At 46.3% G+C, this 19,169-nt stretch carries 18 protein-coding genes; 15 read left to right on the top strand and 3 right to left on the bottom strand.

The genetic code is table 11. The annotated features are described in order from the left end of the window. The first annotated feature begins 19 nt into the window (after positions 1-19). From VYM24_RS14000 to VYM24_RS13935, 14 genes are all read left to right on the top strand, one after another. The gene (locus VYM24_RS14000; RefSeq protein WP_330940272.1) at positions 20-1,141 is read left to right on the top strand and encodes an efflux RND transporter periplasmic adaptor subunit; all 1,122 of its coding nucleotides are present in this window, start codon (positions 20-22) and stop codon (positions 1,139-1,141) included. After that, entirely contained in the window at positions 1,138-4,251 is a 3,114-nt protein-coding gene (locus VYM24_RS13995) for an efflux RND transporter permease subunit (protein ID WP_330940271.1), read from the top strand. The genes VYM24_RS14000 and VYM24_RS13995 overlap by 4 nt, the downstream gene beginning before the upstream one ends. Then, positions 4,252-5,607, top strand: a complete 1,356-nt coding sequence (locus VYM24_RS13990) for a TolC family protein (RefSeq protein ID WP_330940270.1) — start codon at positions 4,252-4,254, stop codon at positions 5,605-5,607. 181 nt (positions 5,608-5,788) lie between these two features. Next, positions 5,789-8,170 carry a hybrid sensor histidine kinase/response regulator gene (locus VYM24_RS13985; RefSeq protein WP_330942255.1) on the top strand — a complete coding sequence of 794 codons (2,382 nt, stop codon included), beginning with the start codon at positions 5,789-5,791 and terminating at the stop codon, positions 8,168-8,170. Then, on the top strand, positions 8,142-9,440 hold the full coding sequence (locus VYM24_RS13980) for a sigma-54-dependent transcriptional regulator (RefSeq protein WP_330942254.1): 1,299 nt from the start codon (positions 8,142-8,144) through the stop codon (positions 9,438-9,440). The genes VYM24_RS13985 and VYM24_RS13980 overlap by 29 nt, the downstream gene beginning before the upstream one ends. Positions 9,441-9,635: 195 nt before the next feature. Further along, entirely contained in the window at positions 9,636-10,265 is a 630-nt protein-coding gene (locus VYM24_RS13975) for an RteC domain-containing protein (RefSeq protein ID WP_330940269.1), read from the top strand. A gap of 430 nt (positions 10,266-10,695) precedes the next feature. After that, on the top strand, positions 10,696-11,730 hold the full coding sequence (locus VYM24_RS13970; RefSeq protein ID WP_330940268.1) for a DUF6047 family protein: 1,035 nt from the start codon (positions 10,696-10,698) through the stop codon (positions 11,728-11,730). A 5-nt stretch (positions 11,731-11,735) separates the two neighbouring features. Continuing rightward, positions 11,736-11,912: a hypothetical protein gene (locus VYM24_RS13965; protein WP_009860284.1), complete on the top strand. Its 177-nt coding sequence runs from the start codon at positions 11,736-11,738 to the stop codon at positions 11,910-11,912. Next, the gene (locus VYM24_RS13960) at positions 11,913-12,629 is read left to right on the top strand and encodes a DUF6047 family protein (RefSeq protein ID WP_007655511.1); all 717 of its coding nucleotides are present in this window, start codon (positions 11,913-11,915) and stop codon (positions 12,627-12,629) included. Positions 12,630-12,640: 11 nt separating this feature from the next. Next, positions 12,641-12,970 (top strand): hypothetical protein, encoded by a 330-nt coding sequence (locus tag VYM24_RS13955; protein ID WP_138291578.1) that lies wholly within the window; start codon positions 12,641-12,643, stop codon positions 12,968-12,970. Between the two features lie 57 nt (positions 12,971-13,027). Next, entirely contained in the window at positions 13,028-13,765 is a 738-nt protein-coding gene (locus tag VYM24_RS13950; RefSeq protein WP_286075898.1) for a DUF6047 family protein, read from the top strand. Positions 13,766-13,788: 23 nt separating this feature from the next. Next, positions 13,789-14,061 carry a hypothetical protein gene (locus VYM24_RS13945; protein WP_171032097.1) on the top strand — a complete coding sequence of 91 codons (273 nt, stop codon included), beginning with the start codon at positions 13,789-13,791 and terminating at the stop codon, positions 14,059-14,061. Continuing rightward, the gene (locus tag VYM24_RS13940) at positions 14,062-14,226 is read left to right on the top strand and encodes a helix-turn-helix domain-containing protein (RefSeq protein WP_044245270.1); all 165 of its coding nucleotides are present in this window, start codon (positions 14,062-14,064) and stop codon (positions 14,224-14,226) included. A gap of 4 nt (positions 14,227-14,230) precedes the next feature. Next, complete coding sequence (locus tag VYM24_RS13935; protein WP_330940267.1) at positions 14,231-14,533, top strand: helix-turn-helix domain-containing protein; 303 nt, start codon at positions 14,231-14,233, stop codon at positions 14,531-14,533. Positions 14,534-14,593: 60 nt separating this feature from the next. Here the strand turns inward: VYM24_RS13935 and VYM24_RS13930 are convergent, their stop codons facing one another. Next, entirely contained in the window at positions 14,594-15,823 is a 1,230-nt protein-coding gene (locus VYM24_RS13930; RefSeq protein WP_330940266.1) for a site-specific integrase, read from the bottom strand. 435 nt (positions 15,824-16,258) lie between these two features. On the opposite strand from VYM24_RS13930, the gene VYM24_RS13925 reads away from it, so the two are divergent. Then, positions 16,259-17,356, top strand: coding sequence for a DUF4421 domain-containing protein (locus tag VYM24_RS13925; protein WP_299088602.1), 1,098 nt, complete (start codon positions 16,259-16,261; stop codon positions 17,354-17,356). 12 nt (positions 17,357-17,368) lie between these two features. Here the strand turns inward: VYM24_RS13925 and VYM24_RS13920 are convergent, their stop codons facing one another. Next, complete coding sequence (locus VYM24_RS13920) at positions 17,369-17,545, bottom strand: DUF4250 domain-containing protein (RefSeq protein WP_044265059.1); 177 nt, start codon at positions 17,543-17,545, stop codon at positions 17,369-17,371. A 55-nt stretch (positions 17,546-17,600) separates the two neighbouring features. Next, entirely contained in the window at positions 17,601-19,157 is a 1,557-nt protein-coding gene (locus tag VYM24_RS13915; RefSeq protein WP_330940265.1) for a carboxypeptidase-like regulatory domain-containing protein, read from the bottom strand. Positions 19,158-19,169 lie beyond the last annotated feature (12 nt).

Here is a 19,169-nt window from a genome sequence, read left to right as displayed (position 1 = left end):
TACAAAACAAGAAGAAAATATGAACAAGCAATTCATTATCACGAATTTCGCCGCATTTGCCCTTATGCTATTCCTGCCGACCGGATGCAGGCAGGCGGACGGCAAACAGGATGCGGTGCAGAGTTATCGGGTCATAAAGGTCGCGGCAAGTCCGGTGGAAATCTCCGAGTCCTATTCCGCCGCCATACGCGGACGGCAGGATGTGGACATCATGCCGCAAATATCCGGGCGCATTATCCGGTTGTACGTGAAAGAGGGTGAACGGGTGAAGACCGGTCAAGTATTGGCAGTAATCGACCAAGTGCCCTATCGGGCGGCATTACGCACGGCGCAGGCCAATGTCTGCGCGGCACAGGCAAAAGCGGAAACGGCACGAATCGAGCTGTGGGGCAAGCAGTCGTTGTTTGACGAGAAGGTCATATCCGACTACGAGCTTTCTCTCGCCCGGAACCAACTGGCAGTGGCCCGTGCCGAACTCGAACAGGCAAAGGCACAAGAATCGGATGCACGTAACAATCTCTCCTATACGGAAATCAAAAGCCCAAGCAACGGAGTGGTAGGCACATTGCCCTATCGTATCGGTGCGCTTGTCGGTCCCAATATGGCGCAGCCTTTCACGGTCGTATCCGACAATGCGGAGATGTATGCCTATTTCTCCATTTCGGAGAATATGCTACGGCGATATTCAGCTCGCTATGGTTCAATTGACAGCATGATAGCCGGGACGCCGGAAGTGGGCCTGCAACTCAACGACGGCAGCCTGTACAAGGCGAAAGGACGTATCGAAACCGTAAGCGGCGTGGTGGACCCTGTTACCGGAACGGTACAAATCAAAGCCCTGTTCCCCAATCCCGACCGCGAACTGTTGAGTGGCAGCATCGGCAATGTCATCCTTCAAAACCCGAAAACGGAGGCCGTAACCATCCCCATGACCGCCACCGTGGAACTGCAAGACAAGATTATCGCTTACCGTCTGAAAAACGGACAGGCGGAAGCCGCCTATCTCACGGTAGACCGCCTGAACGACGGCAACCGGTTTATCGTAAAAGAAGGACTCTCGGTCGGTGATACTATTGTCGCCGAAGGCGTGGGACTGGTGAGAGAAGGCATGAGCATAACCCCTAAAAACGAACCGAAATGAACCTGCGATTTTTTATAGACCGTCCGGTGTTTTCGGGCGTTATCTCGGTGGTAATCGTACTGTTGGGCATGATTTCCATGTTTTCCTTGCCGGTGGAACAATACCCCGACATCGCACCTCCGACCATCAACGTATTCGCAACCTATCCGGGCGCAAACGCTGAAACCGTGCAGAAGGCTGTGATAACCCCTCTGGAAGAAGCCATCAACGGAGTGGAAGACATGACCTATATGACTTCCACGGCATCGAATACAGGCGATGCCTCCATCAACATCTATTTCAAACAGGGAACCAACGCGGACATGGCGGCGGTAAACGTGCAGAACCGCGTGAACGGCGCGCTGAGCCAACTACCGGCGGAAGCCACCAAAACCGGTGTCACCACCGAAAAACAGCAGAATGCCGAACTGATGACTTTTGCGCTCTATTCGCCTGATGACCGCTTCGACCAGACCTTCCTGAACAATTACGTGAAAATCAATGTCGAGCCGAGGCTGAAACGTATCAGCGGCGTGGGAAAGGCACAGCTGTTCGGTTCCAACTACAGTATGCGACTTTGGCTGAAACCCGACAAGATGGCGCAATACGGGCTTATCCCCGATGACATATCCGCCGTACTCGCACGGCAGAACATCGAGGCCGCCACCGGCTCCTTTGGTGCCAATCATCCTACCGCCAATGAATACACGATGAAATACCGCGGACGCTTGTCCGGCGCGGAAGAGTTCGGTGAGTTGGTCATCAAGTCACTGCCGGGCGGCAATGTACTTCGGCTGAAAGAGGTTGCCGATGTGGAACTGGGCGATGAATACTACAACTATTCCTCCGAGGTGAACGGGCATCCGGCAGCCATGATGCTCATCAACCAGAAAGCCGGGTCCAACGCTTCAAGCACCATCAAGGAGATTCACGAAGTACTTGACGACCTCAGCCGAGACTTACCCGAAGGAACAGAATTCGTGGTGCTTACCGATACCAACAAGTTCTTGTATGCCTCCATCCACTCGGTCATCCGTACTTTGCTAGAAGCGATACTTCTGGTCATCGTGGTGGTGTATGTGTTCTTGCAGGACATCAAGTCAACGCTTATCCCTACCATATCCATCTTCGTTTCCATCATCGGCACATTCGCCGTGATGTCCATAATCGGTTTTTCCATCAATCTGCTCACCCTGTTCGCGCTTGTGCTTGCAATCGGAACCGTGGTCGATGATGCCATTGTGGTGGTGGAAGCGGTGCAGGCGAAGTTCGATGAGGGCTATCAGTCTGCGGTTCTTGCTGCCGATGATGCGATGAAGGGGGTATCTTCGGCTATCCTGACCTCTACCATCATCTTTATGGCCGTGTTTTTCCCCGTTGCCATGATGGGCGGGACTTCGGGAGCGTTCTACACGCAGTTCGGTATCACGATGGCTGTTGCCGTGGGTATCTCGGCAGTCAATGCCTTCACACTTTCACCGGCACTTTGCGCACTGTTGCTGAAACCCTATATCGACGAGCACGGCAACACCAAGAACAATTTTGCAGCCCGTTTCCGAAAAGCGTTCAATGCTGTCTTCGACCGTCTGAGCCGACGCTATGTACGTGGAGTGATGTTCATTATCCACCGCCGATGGCTGTTGTGGAGCATTATATGCGTCTCTTTCGGGTTGCTGGTGCTGCTGGTCAATGTCACAAAGACGGGACTTATTCCTGAAGAAGACACCGGTACGGTCATGGTGAGCATGAATACGAAACCCGGCACGTCCATGGCTCAGACAAGTAAGGTGATGGAACGTATCAACAGCCGTCTTGATAGCATCGGTGAGATTGAATACAGCGGTGCGGTCGCCGGTTTCTCTTTCAGCGGTTCAGGTCCCTCGCAGGCGATGTATTTCGTTACACTCAAAGACTGGGATCTGCGCAAGGGAGAGGGGCAGTCGGTCAATGACGTCATCGGAAAGATTTATGTCGCCACTTCGGATATTCCCGATGCCACGGTGTTTGCCATGTCGCCTCCGATGATTGCCGGGTACGGCATGGGAAACGGTTTTGAGCTTTATTTGCAAGACAAGGCGGGCGGAAACATCGCCACTTTCAAGGAAGAGGCGGACAAGTTTGTCGACGCCTTGTCGCGGCGACCCGAAATAGGCGAAGTCTATTCCTCCTTTGCCACGGATTATCCGCAATACTGGGTGGATATTGATGCCGCGAAATGCGAACAGTCGGGTGTCTCGCCTGCAGACGTGCTTTCCACCTTGTCGGGCTATTATACCGGACAATATGTTTCCGACTTCAACCGGTTCTCCAAGCTCTACCATGTGACCATGCAGGCTCCGGCGGAATATCGCCTGAATGCGGAATCCCTGCATCACATGTATGTGCGCACCTCCGATGGCGGCATGTCGCCATTAAGCCGGTTCGTGCGCCTGACCAAGACCAACGGTCCGTCAGACCTCACCCGTTTCAACCTGTTCAACGCCATCTCGATTAGCGGGTCTCCGGCTAAGGGCTACAGTTCAGGGCAGGTGCTCGAAGCCATCAGTGAGACGGCACGCGAAGTGCTTCCGGCAAATTACACCTACGAGTTTGGCGGTATCTCGCGTGAGGAAAGCAAGACGACCAACAATGCCACGCTTATATTCCTGCTCTGCATGGTTTTGGTCTATCTGATTCTGTGCGCCTTGTATGAGAGCGTGTTCATCCCATTCGCGGTCCTGTTGTCGGTGCCTTGCGGACTGATGGGCAGTTTCCTGTTCGCGTGGCTCTTCGGTCTGGAGAACAACATCTACATGCAGACCGGACTGATCATGATTATCGGTCTGCTTGCCAAGACCGCCATCCTGCTTACCGAATACGCCGGCAAGCGGCGGTCGGAAGGCATGACGCTGGCACAGGCGGCATACAGTGCGGCAAAAGTCCGTCTGCGCCCCATATTGATGACCGTGTTGTCCATGGTGTTCGGCCTTGTCCCGCTGATGCTGGCTCACGGAGTGGGTGCCAACGGCAGCCGTTCGCTTGCCACGGGTGTAATCGGCGGAATGATTGTCGGTACTTTGGCTCTGTTGTTCCTTGTGCCGTCATTATTTATTGTATTCCAATATATCCAAGAACGTGTTAAACATAATTAAATGAAGAAGACAGTAATATATATCATATTGTCGGGATGGATGTTTGCCGGTTGTGGCACATACAGCCGGTATCATCGTCCTGACCTCTCAATGGAGAATCTGTATCGGGACGTACCAGTGGACATTGATACAACGACCATCGCGTCCCTGTCGTGGCGGGAAATGTTTACCGACCCTAAACTCCAGTCCTTGATTGAAACTGGACTTGAACGGAACACAGACCTCAATGTGGCACGGTTACGCGTGGAAGCGGCAGAAGCCGTCCTGATGACTGCCAGACTATCATATCTTCCATCACTGGGACTGACTGCCGAAGGTAATGCCAACAAACATGACGGAGCAACGGCAAAAACATATAATGTGGGAGCATCGGCAAGTTGGGAACTGGACATCTTCGGCAAACTTACGGCGGCAAAGCGTGGTGCAGCCGCCGCATTACAAGGAAGCCGTGCCTACCGGCAAGCCGTACATACACAGCTTGTCGCCACTATTGCAGACAGTTACTATACCCTTGCCATGCTTGACGCACAAATGGCAATAAGCAACCGGACTTTGGAGAACTGGCGGACTACCGTACGTACTCTTGAAGCGTTGAAAAAAGTGGGGAAATCAAACGAAGCCGGCGTATTGCAGGCAAAGGCGAACGTGATGCGACTTGAAGCATCCCTGTTATCCATACGCAAGAGTATTTCCGAAACAGAAAACGCCCTGTCTGCGATACTTGCCATGCCGTCACACTCGATTGGCCGAAGTAATCTGGTCGAGGCAGTTTTCCCCGATACAGTCTCTATCGGAGTCCCTTTGCAACTGCTTTCCAACCGCCCCGATGTGCGTCAGGCTGAAATGGAACTGGCGCAGGCATTCTACGCCACCAATGCGGCCCATGCCGCCTTTTATCCCAATATTACCCTCTCGGGGACTCTTGGATGGACTAATAATGGCGGTGGTGTAATCGTAAATCCCGGACAATGGTTGCTCAATGCCATCAGTTCCCTGACACAGCCGTTATTCAACCGGGGTGCGAATATCGCCAACTTGAAGATAGCCAAAAGCCGTCAGGAAGAAGCCAAACTGTTGTTTCAGCAATCATTGCTGAATGCAGGAAAAGAGGTAAACGATGCTTTGACCGCATGGCAGACGGCAAAATCGCAAATTGAAATTGGTGAAAGTCACGTTTCTGTTTTGAACGAAGCTGTACGGAAGACAGAACTGCTGATATGTCATTCCGGCGCAACCTATTTGGAAGTGCTTACTGTTCAGCAATCACTTCTTGATGCCGAACAGACTCAAGTGCAGAATATATTTGGTAAGATACAAGGAGTGATTAAATTATATCATGCATTAGGAGGGAAATAAGAATATAAAAATTGATGTAGGGATACAAACTATGGTACTAAGACCTTGCTGTCCAAAAAGAATATTTTTCCGCTTTGAGTATTGATTTTATCTGATACCAGAATGGAACTATAGTCAAAATCACAGATTTTACTTTAAACAAAACGCGTATCATGGCATAATTAGAATGAAAACAGAACAAATGCAAATAAATAACTCGTCGGTATCTCTCCGGTTAAAAATTATTACCGGATATGTGTTGTTACTCATATTCCTTACTATCATTGTTTCTCTTGTGTGGCTGGAACATCAGAAGATGGAAATGTTGAACAGTGGCGAATTACTTATCAGGCAAAAAAGAGAAGCCGTGAACCGAACTTTTGAAAAACTGCTTGACTTCTCCTTTTCTGATGATTTCCTGCTATTACGTGACAGGGACAAATTCAATGAATACCGGATGAAGCGTGAAATGGCTACCACCACTTTGAACGAACTGAAACGATACTATCCATCCGACATACAACATGCACAAATCGACACAATATCTTCGCTCTTACAAGAAAAAGAGGCACTGTTGCTCGGAGTGATGAATACACTTTCGGATTTACTGCGCTCTGACAGTCTGTTCCAACGGAGAATACCTGCTGTCGCTTTACAAATGCATATTCCATTGCTACCGGGCAAATCAGAAAAGGAGAAGAAAAAACGGAGCGGTTTCCTTGGTTTGTTTAAAAAGAAAGAAGAAAAATCGGCCTATGCATACCAAAAGGAAAAAACGAAACAGCCGTCCGCATCCCAGCAAATAACCAGGGAACTTTATTCCCTGCAAAAAGAAATGTCTATACAATATACCGACTACTGGAATAAGCTGACCACTTACTCCGACAGTTTGCAATGGCGTAACACAGAACTGAACTCACAAATAAACACACTTATTGGTGAGTTTGAACAAGTAGTTATCAAGCAAGCGGAAAAAGAAATAGAAGAAATTACTGCATTAAGGGAGCAATCATTTCGTATCATTCTGTTTATAGCCGCTATCGCCATCCTGCTAATAGTGATATTTTACCTTTTTATCCATCAGGACATAAGAAAGAGGCAGGAATACCGGCTGAAACTGGAAGCGTCTGACTGCCGGAATCGTGAACTGCTGGCCGCACGCCGTAATCTTATACTGACAGTAAGCCATGACCTCCGTGTACCGCTCGGTACTATCAGCGAATATGCAGAATTATTACGAGATGAAAAAAGTCCGGAACAGAGCAAAGGGTATGCAATGAATATCCTGCATGCCTCGCGCCATGTCATTGGGTTGGCAAATAACCTGCTGTATTATTACAGGCTGGAAGCGGAAAAGGAACAGCCGGAAAAAGAAATCTTTCATTTGGGGCAGACAATTGAAGATGCTGCCCACTCATTCTTATCGGTAGCGGAAAAGAAAGGGTTGGACTTGGTAATAAAAGTGATAGATTCTGATATACTTGTTGAGGGGGATTGCGGGCGGTTGGTGCAAATACTCAATAATCTGATCTCAAATGCAGTAAAGTTTACCAGTGCCGGATATGTACAAGTAGGCGCACAATACCGGGTCGGAAAGCTATCCTTCTTCATTAGAGATACGGGCATAGGTATTGATAAGGAAAGCCAGGAACAGATATTCACCGCTTTTGAACGAGGTAAAGCGCCAAATGCGGAAGAAGGCTTCGGACTGGGATTGGCAATAACACATAAATTGGTGACATTGCTGAAGGGAACTATCCATGTCCAAAGCACACCGGGACATGGAAGCACATTCGAGGTATGTCTGCCTTTGCGTGAGACAAATGGAAAGACCGGCACTACAAAGATTTCTTTGGCATGTGGCGTTCTTTCAGGAATGAGAGTACTGGCAATAGATGATGACCGGATACAACTTGAAGTAATCCAAAAGATGTATGTACGTCATGGGGTGAAATGTGATTGTTGCCTGAATGTAAGTGAACTGATTGCGGCATTACGCCGTAATCGTTATGACCTGGTGTTGACGGATATGAGAATGTCAGAAATGGACGGCTACGGGGTACTGACCTTGCTCCGGGGTAGTAACCTCGGACAAGCAAAGACACTTCCCGTATTGGCGGTAACCGCACAAGCGGACAAAAATCCAGAGTATTTTAGAAATGCAGGTTTTGCGGACTGCCTGTATAAGCCTTTCTCGCAAAGAGAATTAGTTTCGGTTACTTCAAGTATAGACAGGACGAATTTTACAACTATCGTGGAGGGGGAAGAAAATGCGAGGGAACTGTTGGATATGTTCATAGAGGACACGGAAAAGGAACTCTCTGAAATGCAGGACGCTTTGGAAACGGCAAATTATATGCAATTGAGGCATATCATACACAAAGCTGCTCCATTATGGGGAATGATTCGTATCAATGTACCCTTGAATGAACTGGAAGAGATGGCTTCACTATCCTCTGAAAAATGGTGTAAGGAATTGGACGCCCGTATTAAAAGACTGATGGAAGCAGTGGAACAGGCCGTAAAAAAAGCGAAAGAATTAAAGTATGAACCGGATGAAAACCATATTGGTAGTAGAAGATGACCGGATATATGCACGTACTACCGCCAACTGGCTGGTAAAAAACGGGATGGATGCCCGTTACGTGCTGTCAGTAAATTCCGCAAAAGAATTTCTAAGCGATCACGAAGTAGATCTGGTCTTGTCGGATTTCCGCCTTGGTGACTGTAATGGTGTGGAACTACTCGAATGGATGAGGGTACATGGATATCGTATGCCTTTTCTAATCATGACAGGATATGGAGATATACCTGGTGCTGTCGAAGCTGTAAAGAAAGGGGCTGACAATTATCTTCCCAAACCCGTACAAACAGAAAAAGTACTTGATGTCATCCGTGAACTGTTGGAACGCAGGGAGAAAAGGAGAAATCCGGAGCAGGCTTTTTATGTCTGTAAAAGTCCATTGGCAGTAAAACTTCAGGAGATGGTTCGTTTGATAGCTCCCGCAGACAGCTTATCCGTATTGATACGTGGCGCATCGGGCACAGGTAAGGAATGGGTGGCGCGACGGATACATGCACTTGGCAGACGTTCGGACGCTCCTTTTGTAGCGGTGGATTGCGGGGCATTACCACGGGAGCTGGCCGCATCGGAATTGTTTGGACATAAAAAAGGTACTTTTACGGGAGCAACTGAAGATAAAACCGGTATGTTTACTGCCGCCAATCATGGGACATTGTTTCTGGATGAAATTGGTAATCTGAACATGGAAACTCAGGTATTACTATTACGTGCCTTGCAAGAGAAACGTTATAGACCTCTTGGTGGAAAGGAAGAAATACAAGCGGACATACGACTGCTTACAGCCACCAATGAGGATTTAGAACGGGCTATAAGCGAGGGGCGGTTCAGGGAAGACTTGTTCCATCGGTTGAACGAATTTCCGCTTCATGTTCCGTCATTGAGAGAGTGTACAGATGATATTATTCCGTTAGCCGGATTCTTTCTTTCCTATGCGAACGAGGAACTTGGCAAGGAGATAAAGGAATTTGACCGGGACGTGAAAAAGGCTTTCAAGGCTTATTCATGGCCGGGCAATATCCGTGAGTTAAAAAGTGTGGTGAGGCGTGCGTGTGTATTGGCGCAGGATGAATGGATTACACTTAAAGACATCAACCTTCCGGTGGAGATAAAACCATCGGATGATTACCGGCTGGATATGGAGCGTACGGAATTGGAAGCGATAGTGAAAGCACTGGAAACTACAAGTAATGACCGGAAAGCAGCCGCCCGGTTGCTGGGCATATCCCGAAGTACGCTTTATTTGAAACTGAAAAAATACGGTTTAAACTGAATGTGTCCATAATTCTGAACACATTGTGTCTGATGGGGATAATAAATGCAGACACGTTTTGGGGATAACAAATTTTAATGTATTAGTTATCAATATATTAATATATTAGCTTTTCTGTGGCATATCACTTGTCCTTTATGGTTATGACAAGTGACGGTGAAAACCGGACAGTTTTAAACTTTAAATTTTAACGCTATGAGAACATTGACAAATACTCTTCTATTCAATATGTTCACCTATTACATGACAGGCTCTGAACTTATGTCGGAAAATTTACCTGCCGCCTATGACGATTTCGCAAATCAGCTTGCCGAACTGTCGCAAGATGAGGATAGAATGAAGCTATTAAGACGGTTGAACTACACAAAAATAGAACTTTTTTTTATGCAACAGACTTGTAACGTCATGGAAGGAGGACGACATGTACTCTACGATGTGTTTATCAGCAAGACTCTTTCATTATTGGAAACGGAGATAGAAATAACGAAAGATTATTTCCGTTATCATGCAGGTGGCACCAGTATGAAAATGGAAATTCACCGGCAGGGTAATAAACGGAAATCAACACTTCGCTGGAACGGTACGGATAATGACCTGATAGAATTAGTGGCCGCATTGATGGCTGCCGGGGTTGTGGACTGCGCGGAAGGGAAGAAACTTACTGTTGTAGATGTCATCAGAGTATTCGAGGATGCTTTTAACCTGAAAATAAATGCCTTATACACCAAGCGGGGAAAGGTGTTTGACCGCTGTACGGTTTCCACTCCTTTTATTGACTCTATTCGCAAAAGCTATATCAAGATGTTGGACGAACGGCTGGCGTAAAGTTTGCACGCCAACAGCCGCCAAAAGGTGACTTGTGTGTCCGCTGTGTTGCAGATTGACGGTCAAAGCGCTTTCTTTGCATCTATAAAACTTCTGTAAACAAATCAAGATTATGGGATTACTGAAAGATTGGACGACCCGCTGGATAACCCGTTTATCGGGGCGGACAGCGGGAGGGCCAGGGAGCGTGTTCATCACGCTGGACGAAAAAAATACCCCGGTGGATGTACACACGGGTGATGCCGTACCGAAAGCGTATGAGGATTATATCGGGAAGATGGTGAAGAGCTTCGACAAACGGGGCTACCTACCCGGCTGAACGATTCTAAAAGCAGATTTCGCAGATAAAGGGAAGATACCTTCCCGACGGGGAGAACTGGCGGACTGGTATTTTCATACTCTGGTTCCGGCTATCCATAGACACAAGGCAGTGACGGGAAGGCAGATTCCTTTGAGGGATGCGGCCTATACGCTGAAAACGGGGTTGAAACTGTTCAGCCGCCGGGCATCATCCACAGCACTGCAAAAAGACAAGCAATATAAAGAGTTTATCCGGCATAACGAGGCGGAAGGCTGGAACAATGAAAAACTGTCGGGCGAAAAGTGGCGAGTGTATGCCGTGGCGACGGATGAGGGCGTATTGTTCTTCTCGGACAACGAAAAGGGTATGAAAGCCCGCAACAGCTATCTGCAATATCTGGCGGATGGATTTTTCAATATGACCAAAGGGGCGGAAACATTGAAACTGTATGAGATAGAGACACCTTCCCGACAAGTGGCGGAACTGGCGGACAACTGCATCGACAAACTGGCGAAAAGCGATTTGCGCAGTGCCGATATGCAACTGCGTAAATCGGAGTTCAGCTTTACTTCTGAGAAACTGGCAGGAAAAGAAATGCTGGAAGGTGCCATCTGCACGGACAAATACGATTTAAGACCGGATTACAGTAACTTTGACCGGTTGACGAAGGACTTCAATCTGGGTATTTCGCCACGTAATTATGACGTGGCCTCTCTGCTTTATATTTCGGAAAACGGGTATGCCGGTCATGTGACGACAGACTATTTTCATCCGTTCAGTTATGAGTATGAGTTCCGAGATTTGGCTGAAAAGTTGGGTGACAGCATCAAGGCACGGCAATCGGTGCCAATGTCGTCACATGATTTCGGCTATGCGGCCTTGCAGACGGAAGCGAAGGTAATGGCAAGGGATATTCTGCAATCGGAGTTTCATATAACGGACGGGGAATTTAAGTTGGGCGGAAGTATCAACCGGATGGAAAAAAAAGAAAGAATGCAAACAGCTTCTTATCAACGTTCTAAAGAACAAAAGACAGGTAAATCAATCGATACAGGCCCCATACGGGAAGTTCCTGCGCAGAAACGGGGTAACGGTCAACGGCAGGCAAAGCATGTGGCCTCCATTACTCCGGATAAAAAGGAAAAGAAACAACTAATCATATAGAATTTATGGAAGAAAAGAAAATGCAAGCGGTGGAAAGCGGCAGTCTGTATATGACGTTGGATGCTTTTTACCGCCCCGTTTATTTAAGTATGCGGGGACAGGGAGAAGAAGGATTCTCCCGATATATCAGCAACAACGTACGGTTTCATACTGCAAGCAGGGAATTTGTACCCGACCACTGAATGTTCCGTTTCGACTTCAGAGACAAAAGTCTGATTCCCCCCATACTCGGAACGGATAATGCGAATTATCTGGAACGGCTCACGCCGGTATTGGAACGGGAAAGGATTCATCCTTCGGGTGTGGTAAGACTGCGGGATGCGGCATTCTGTGAGGAAAGGGGTATCGTACAACTGTCATCATCGGCGGAACATACGGTCTTATTGGAGAATGATGACTACAAGCGGTTGGGGCACCGTTTCGGAATGAACGGGGACGTGATAAGGAACGGACTGGCCGTTTTTCCTACTTGTACGGCAGTAGAATACGGACAGAAGGTGTTGCTACTGGGAAAAACGGACAAAGGGGACAAGGCATTGGAAGAGTTTCTGAACGATTTGACCGGATACTTTTTCGACGGGAAACGAAAGCCGGAGGAATTGAGGTTCCATGAGGTGGCACCGTTGGATGCGGAATTTCGGGCGGAAATCGGGGACTGCAAGACAGCTTCGCCGGATATACTCCGATACGGGATTTGTACGAAACGGTGCGACATGGCACCTACACTGAGAAACTTTAACCGGCTGAGAAACTTGCAACTGATGCGTGCGCCACTCTCAAAGGAGCAGGAACGGATTGTCTCGCTGCTGGTTACACGACCGGATAATGCAAGGTTCCCGGAGACGGAAGTGAAAACAAGGATACCGTTTAAAAAGAAAGGACAGGGTATAAACATTTAATTCTTTAATATATGGAAAATGAACAGAACGGAACGATAAAAGGTGGCAGCGTATATATAACTGTGGACAAATTTTTCAATCCCGTACATATCAGCATGAAAGGTACGGGTGAGGTAGGTTTTCAAGAGTTCATGCAGAAGGATGTGGAAAAGGCATTGAAAAGCGAGGAAATGCCGGCTATGGGCCTGATGTATTATAATGTGCCCGATATGGGTATCGTACCTCCCTTGCAGGAAGGAAACAATGAGGATTACCTGAAAAGGCTGGAAAAGGCGATGGACGAGCATGGGATCATTTTACAGAGATACCAACGTCTGTCGGAAGTAGTGTATTGCCTGTGAAATGAAATAGACCCGTTTTCGAAGGATGAGACTTATACCCGCTGGCTCACGCCGAAAATGTGGAAAGAAATAAAGTCATCACCCGTAGCGGTGGCGGATATGTTGGATGACTTGGAACACGGGAACAAATTTTATACGGGTGTTGAAACAGACAAGGGGGTATTGCTTTTCAGCCGGGATTATAAGGGAAACCACCAATATGGAGCCTTTATGGAGGCGAATATCGAGAGGCGTTTCTTTGAGCCGGACTTTGAAGGCAAGTCGCTGACGGTATATGAGCTTCGGGGATGGCCTTCGCTGATGGCGGGGAAAATAAACCGCTGTTATGATAATTATGACAGTCTGCTACCAATGGAGAAGATTCCGGCAGATGCCTTTCTGGATAAATCGGCTTTGAAAAGTGTTACGGACAAAGAGGAGTATGATCTTTCACCCACATGGGAGAATTATGCCCGGCTGACGGATAATGAGAAGGGGCTTGGTTTAGCTCGGAGCATGGATAACTATGACCGGATGACATTGCTGTATATCATGGACAAGGGTTATCCGAGGGACGGACTGATAGACGAGTATCCGGACAATTTCAGTTTTCATGAGAAATTTGAAAGAATTGAAAACAAGCTGCTGAGTCGGGACAGATGGGATGTGTATGACGAGATGCAGGAGAAGGCGAAGAAACTGGCCGGAAAACTGTTGTATGAGCATTTTCCCGATACACGGCAGAAAGAAGATGCCATTTCAAAAATGAAGGTTGAAAAAGAAATACCGAAAAAGAGTAAAGGCAGAAAGATGTAGAATAACAAAAGACAAGTAAAAGGATGGAAGGCCCGTTGCTGCGTGGATGCAGGGACGGGCTTTTGTTTTATCAGGCCAATGCACGCCAACGGGTGACTTTGATTTCGGCGGTTTGGAAGGTATGTAAGATGTGCCTTATTTTGCCGCATATTCAGAAACTTAAAAATGATTTTAGTATGGAACTGACGATTATTGAAACAAGCGCGTATCAAGAGCTGAGAAAGCTGGTCAGTACACTGGCCGCACAAATGGGTGACTTTCAAAAAAAGATTGCCCCGTCCGCACCGGACAAATGAATGGATGCGCAGGACGTATGTCTGGCATTGGGCATATCGAAAAGATGCCTGCAAAACTATCGGGATAACGGACTTATCCCTTACTCAAATGTAGGAGGAAAGTTCTTCTACCGGGAAGTGGATATTCAGGAGATTCTGGAAAGTGGACTAACCAGAAGAAAATAAAGGTATGGCAGAGATTATCACAAAAGATTCGGAAGAGTTTAAGGATTTGACCGGATGGATCAGGAGAACGGGAAAAGCGGTGGAGGATGCCACAGCACGAATACGCCCGACGATTGCGGATGAACATTACCTGACCGGGGACGATGTATGCGCCATGCTGCACATCTCACGGCGCACGTTGCAGACGCTGAGAGATGAAAAGGCGGTACCCTATACCACTATCGGTGGGAAACTGCTTTATCCGGAAAGTGGATTGTATGAAGTGCTGAGAAAGAACTACAGGGATTTCAGACGATTCAGGAAATAAAGAGAGAAAAGAAACGTCCTCCGGGCTATGGCTTGGGGGACGTTCCTCTTTATTGTCATGCTACATGGCAAGTTTGTAAATGTGGCCGATTCTCTCGCACAGCTTGTCTGTATCCTCACCGACTTTCGGGTTAATAAGTTCGGCATATATCTGGGTGGAGAGAATGGAATTATGCCCTAAAACCTTTTGCAGGGTTTCCAGCGGCATCCCTTTGAGGATGGCCAAAACAGCAAACGTGTGGCGTCCGATATGTGGGGTGACTTCAGTTCGGCAATCGCATTTCTTGCCTATGATTTTGAGACTGAGGAACATAGTGTTATATTCACCTACCGGGAAAACACAATCGGGGGAATCTTTCTTTTCATCCACACCTCTGTATTTTTCAATCAGTTCGATAGCAATCGGCAATAATTTTACGACGTATGCAACTCCTGTCTTTATACGGTTTCCCATCAGCCATGTGCCGCCATCGGAATCGGTATGGATATTGTCATAGGTTATGGCTTTCAGGTCGGCATAGGCAAGACCGGTGAAGCACATGAATAGGAACATATCGCGCATGGCACGCTGACGCTTGTATTTCAGTTCTACATGAATTATTCTTTGCAGTTCCTCTTCGGAAAGAAAAGAACGTCTTTTGTATTCGGGTACACATTCGAAAGATACAAACGGATGGACTCTTATCCAACCTCTTTCCTGTGCGATGTACAATAACCATTTCAGAGTGTTGACACGGCTAAAAGCCGTAGCGTTTGCATTTCCTGCTGTTCCGAGCATCCATGTGTAATAATCCTCAATGAACGGTTTTTCAAGTTCATCAATAGCTATATCTTCGATGTCCTTTTGGGTTTTCATGAAAAGCAGGAGGCTTTTATAGTCGGCAACCAGTCCACGGTAAGTGCTTTCCGCCTTTCCTTTACCTATCTTTTCCTTATACGATTCAAGTTGCTCTTTGAAAAGTGCCATAAGCGTGTGATAGTCCTCACCAAAACCGACGTAACGGTTATAGACCTTCTTAGCCGTGACAAAACTGTCATGGTCGCAAATGTATTGATAATGCTTGGTAATCTGGGCCCTGATATTATCAAGTTCCTGATTGAGAGTACGGGCTTCTTCGGATTTACCTTTTGCCCGGTTGGCTTTGGCGTCCCACAACGTAAGGGATACTTCTTTCTTACAACTGAAACCTGCCTGGGTTCCGTTAATGGTGATACGGCCCATCACAGGTGCCTTACCGTTTTTCACTGACTGGTTCTTTGTGTAAAATAACACTTTGAATGTACTTCTCATAACTCAACTTTTTTTAGTTACAAATTTAATTACTGTTGAGCTATTTGAAGTTATGCAAAAGTAGGCAATTAATTGAAAATTAATCAATTAAACCCCATTTGAAAGCTTTTGGAGGTGAGTTACGATTTGGTAACGTAAATCCCTTCCAAATATGCTTTTCTTTGCTTTCTTTTCCGACCTTACTAAAAAATATGTTTTATAACTATTTGATTTTTAGCATGGTTGCATTAACTTTACGCATCTTTTAAAAATACTTGGTTTCATTGCTTGAAACTCATAGTTTCATGCCGGGAAACCAAGAGTTGTACTAAATCCCTCCATATTATTGGATATATGCAAAAGAACTGTTAAATTCGCAAATTGAACAATTGCATTTTTTCTTTTTGCGTTGTTTATAGCATAGAGACTCGAACTATTAATTAAGAAATAAGATTGATGCTGAAAAGACTTATATTCTGCCTGTGGATATTGTTACCCTTCTCTTTGTTTGCGCAAAACGAAGAGGAAAGTTCTACCGCACACGATAGCCTTAGTACCGAAAAGCATCAGGAGGCCTTCATGAAAGCTATAAAGAAATTCCTCAACTTCAATGACTTCGACACAACTTATATAAGCCCCAACCGATACAACTATGCCTTGATGCTCGATCATTTCACAAACTACGAATATTATTCCGTAGGTACCGCCGCCCCCGAGCCCCAACGGCTCCGCTTCACTCCCAACCCTCGCAACAAGATAGGGGCTTACTTTGGTTGGCGCTGGATATTTTTAGGATGGTCAGTAGATACGGACGGGCTCCTTGGAAAGAAAAGCGGGAAAAACAGAGGGACAGAATTTGACCTCAGCCTTTACAGTTCTAAGTTAGGGGTGGATATTTTCTATCGTCGCACAGGTAACGATTACAAAATCCATAAAGTAACAGGCTTTTCCGACCGTGTTCCTTCTAATTACTCAGAAGACTTCAACGGTCTGAAAGTAAATATGAAAGGATTCAACTTATATTATATCTTCAATAACCGGCATTTCTCTTATCCGGCAGCTTTCAGCCAGTCCACCAACCAACGTCGGAATGCAGGTACACTTATAGCCGGCCTTTCCGTATCTACACATAATTTGAAGTTTGATTATACCAAACTACCCGAAATCATTCAGGAAACAATGAATCCCGGAATGAAGGTCAGACACATAAAATATACCAATATCAGCCTCAACTTTGGATACGCCTACAACTGGGTATTTGCCCGTAACTGCCTAGCATGCCTGTCGCTAAGTCCAGCTGTTGCTTATAAGACGTCGCGCATAGAGAAAGATACAGAAGAGCCCAGCGACTGGTACAAGAACTTCAATATTGATTTTATATTACGGGCGGGCGTCGTATACAATAACAGCAAATATTTTGTAGGTACTTCCTTTCTGGGCAGGACATACGATTATTACCGGGATAACTTCTCCCTGAACAATGGATTCGGGACGTTGCAAATATATGCCGGATTCAACTTCTATCTGAAGAAAGAGCACCGGAAGAAAAAATAATCTATCTGCAGATTACCAGAACTTATTATGTTCTGCGCTATATTCAAATCCGGCTGACTGCAACAGTCCTACAATCATCTCTTTATTGACATTCATATCATCACAGAGTTCATCCAATGAAGAATAACAATCACGCAATTTCGTATTGATGAAGCTGAAAAGCATCATCGGGTCTTTAGGCAATTCCATCTTTCTACTAATACTTATTGATTCCGACTGCAAAATTACAATTATCCGGATTATCTTATTCCTCCTGATGATCTATTTTTTCTATCTTTAACGCTACTTTCTCTATAATTCTGCTGAGTTCTTCCTCCAGTGGAATAACGTTGAAGTCCTCCCAGAAATGTTCATCATACTTAAACTCTTCATCTGCAAGTACGGTACGGGGAGGCAATCTTTCAGCTCGGGAGAAGCGGGTTACATTCTCCGTATCCACCAGACAAGTCACCATCTCGAACCAAGTATGCAAAGTAGGGTTGCTAAAGAAAAAACGTTTCCGCTTCATCTTGAAGTACAGGTCACCACGGATATGATGGATATAATAAGTACCTTTCCACGGTTTATACGAAATAGTATATACCACCTTCTGTGTCGTCAGATTTATCTTTGGCGCCTGCCTGACAACAAAGATACGTGTAGCCTCCTTGATATACTTGGGATTTATCTCAATGCGGGCCTGCACCAAAGCGCTGTTCTCAGAGTCAATATACAACGCCCCACAATAAAGAGGCGACCTGACACTCCGCTTCTGCTCAAAATAAACCACATTGACGCAACGGTCATCTATGAATGTAATGTCACCGGAGGTATACATATACGGATTATCTTCCGCATCAACCGACAGAAAATCCGGCAGGTCTTTCATTATATCCAACTGCAAACAAGCCTGAATACCGGCCCTGATCTTAGCAACCAGACTGTCTGTACTCTCCCGGTTATCAATCTTACTCATCTTTAGCAGCTTCACCTGATCGGATACGTTAATCTCCGGCAAAGAAGATTTATAAACTTTGAAAACAGCTTCCGTCAAGCTCTGGAATTTATTTTTCAACTGTACCCCCTCCCGATAGAACGTAGTTAGATAAGCGGGATTCAATGAATAGTTTTCCCCGCGTTGATTTACCATTTCACGCAATAGTTTCTTGGGTTCCACCAACCGTATCAACACTTCTTGCAAAGGAACAATTTTAGGTTCCAAGCTCAACACATTGTCCCGGCCAATCAGCGTAGATGCTTCAATACTTTGTGCAACATATCCTAAATGGGAAAAAGAAAGCTTGCCATTTTTCAGGGAGTCAGGCAGGTTAAGCCTGAACTCCCCGTTCTTATTTGTAATATTACCTATTGAAGTTCCTTGAAGAATGACCGACGCACTCACAATGGGATCACCCGTTTCTTTATCCCGCAAAAGGCCGGTAATGGTGAAATAGGTTGGCAAGGGTGCCTCTTCCGAGACTTTCCGCTTCCGTACGACCTTCTCCGCAGGAGGCAGAATCAAGATGTGATTTCCTATCACTTTCAGTTCTAATGTCCGGTCGCCTACAATTTCATAGATGGCCTGCCGGACCGTACAGTTTTTCTTTTTTGTCTTGATTTCGACGTCATTGTTCACCACCTTACTGTCATATACAAAAAAATAGCCGGATTGTTCCGACACTTTGCTCAACAGGGAATATACCGTTCCTTTCATCCCGGGTAACCGGATAATACGTTCCAACACATCTCCTCCGTCCGCCCTCATACCACAGGTAATGAGAAGCAGGCTCAGAAAATTTATGAAGAAACGATGAAGTTTCATGATTTATATAGT

The organism is Bacteroides sp. MSB163, from assembly GCF_036416795.1.
In the GTDB taxonomy this organism is placed as follows: Bacteria; Bacteroidota; Bacteroidia; order Bacteroidales; family Bacteroidaceae; genus Bacteroides; species Bacteroides maternus.
This window is presented reverse-complemented; position numbering and strand designations above follow the sequence as displayed.

Bases quoted from the DNA above. Each gene is read 5' to 3' on its own strand.
- VYM24_RS14000 (WP_330940272.1), top strand. From the start codon at position 20: ATGAACAAGCAATTCATTATCACGAATTTCGCCGCATTTGCCCTTATG.
- VYM24_RS13995 (WP_330940271.1), top strand. From the start codon at position 1,138: ATGAACCTGCGATTTTTTATAGACCGTCCGGTGTTTTCGGGCGTTATC.
- VYM24_RS13990 (WP_330940270.1), top strand. From the start codon at position 4,252: ATGAAGAAGACAGTAATATATATCATATTGTCGGGATGGATGTTTGCC.
- VYM24_RS13985 (WP_330942255.1), top strand. From the start codon at position 5,789: ATGCAAATAAATAACTCGTCGGTATCTCTCCGGTTAAAAATTATTACC.
- VYM24_RS13980 (WP_330942254.1), top strand. From the start codon at position 8,142: ATGAAAACCATATTGGTAGTAGAAGATGACCGGATATATGCACGTACT.
- VYM24_RS13975 (WP_330940269.1), top strand. From the start codon at position 9,636: ATGAGAACATTGACAAATACTCTTCTATTCAATATGTTCACCTATTAC.
- VYM24_RS13965 (WP_009860284.1), top strand. From the start codon at position 11,736: ATGGAAGAAAAGAAAATGCAAGCGGTGGAAAGCGGCAGTCTGTATATG.
- VYM24_RS13960 (WP_007655511.1), top strand. From the start codon at position 11,913: ATGTTCCGTTTCGACTTCAGAGACAAAAGTCTGATTCCCCCCATACTC.
- VYM24_RS13955 (WP_138291578.1), top strand. From the start codon at position 12,641: ATGGAAAATGAACAGAACGGAACGATAAAAGGTGGCAGCGTATATATA.
- VYM24_RS13950 (WP_286075898.1), top strand. From the start codon at position 13,028: ATGTGGAAAGAAATAAAGTCATCACCCGTAGCGGTGGCGGATATGTTG.
- VYM24_RS13945 (WP_171032097.1), top strand. From the start codon at position 13,789: ATGGAAGGCCCGTTGCTGCGTGGATGCAGGGACGGGCTTTTGTTTTAT.
- VYM24_RS13940 (WP_044245270.1), top strand. From the start codon at position 14,062: ATGGATGCGCAGGACGTATGTCTGGCATTGGGCATATCGAAAAGATGC.
- VYM24_RS13935 (WP_330940267.1), top strand. From the start codon at position 14,231: ATGGCAGAGATTATCACAAAAGATTCGGAAGAGTTTAAGGATTTGACC.
- VYM24_RS13930 (WP_330940266.1), bottom strand. From the start codon at position 15,823: ATGAGAAGTACATTCAAAGTGTTATTTTACACAAAGAACCAGTCAGTG.
- VYM24_RS13925 (WP_299088602.1), top strand. From the start codon at position 16,259: ATGCTGAAAAGACTTATATTCTGCCTGTGGATATTGTTACCCTTCTCT.
- VYM24_RS13920 (WP_044265059.1), bottom strand. From the start codon at position 17,545: ATGGAATTGCCTAAAGACCCGATGATGCTTTTCAGCTTCATCAATACG.
- VYM24_RS13915 (WP_330940265.1), bottom strand. From the start codon at position 19,157: ATGAAACTTCATCGTTTCTTCATAAATTTTCTGAGCCTGCTTCTCATT.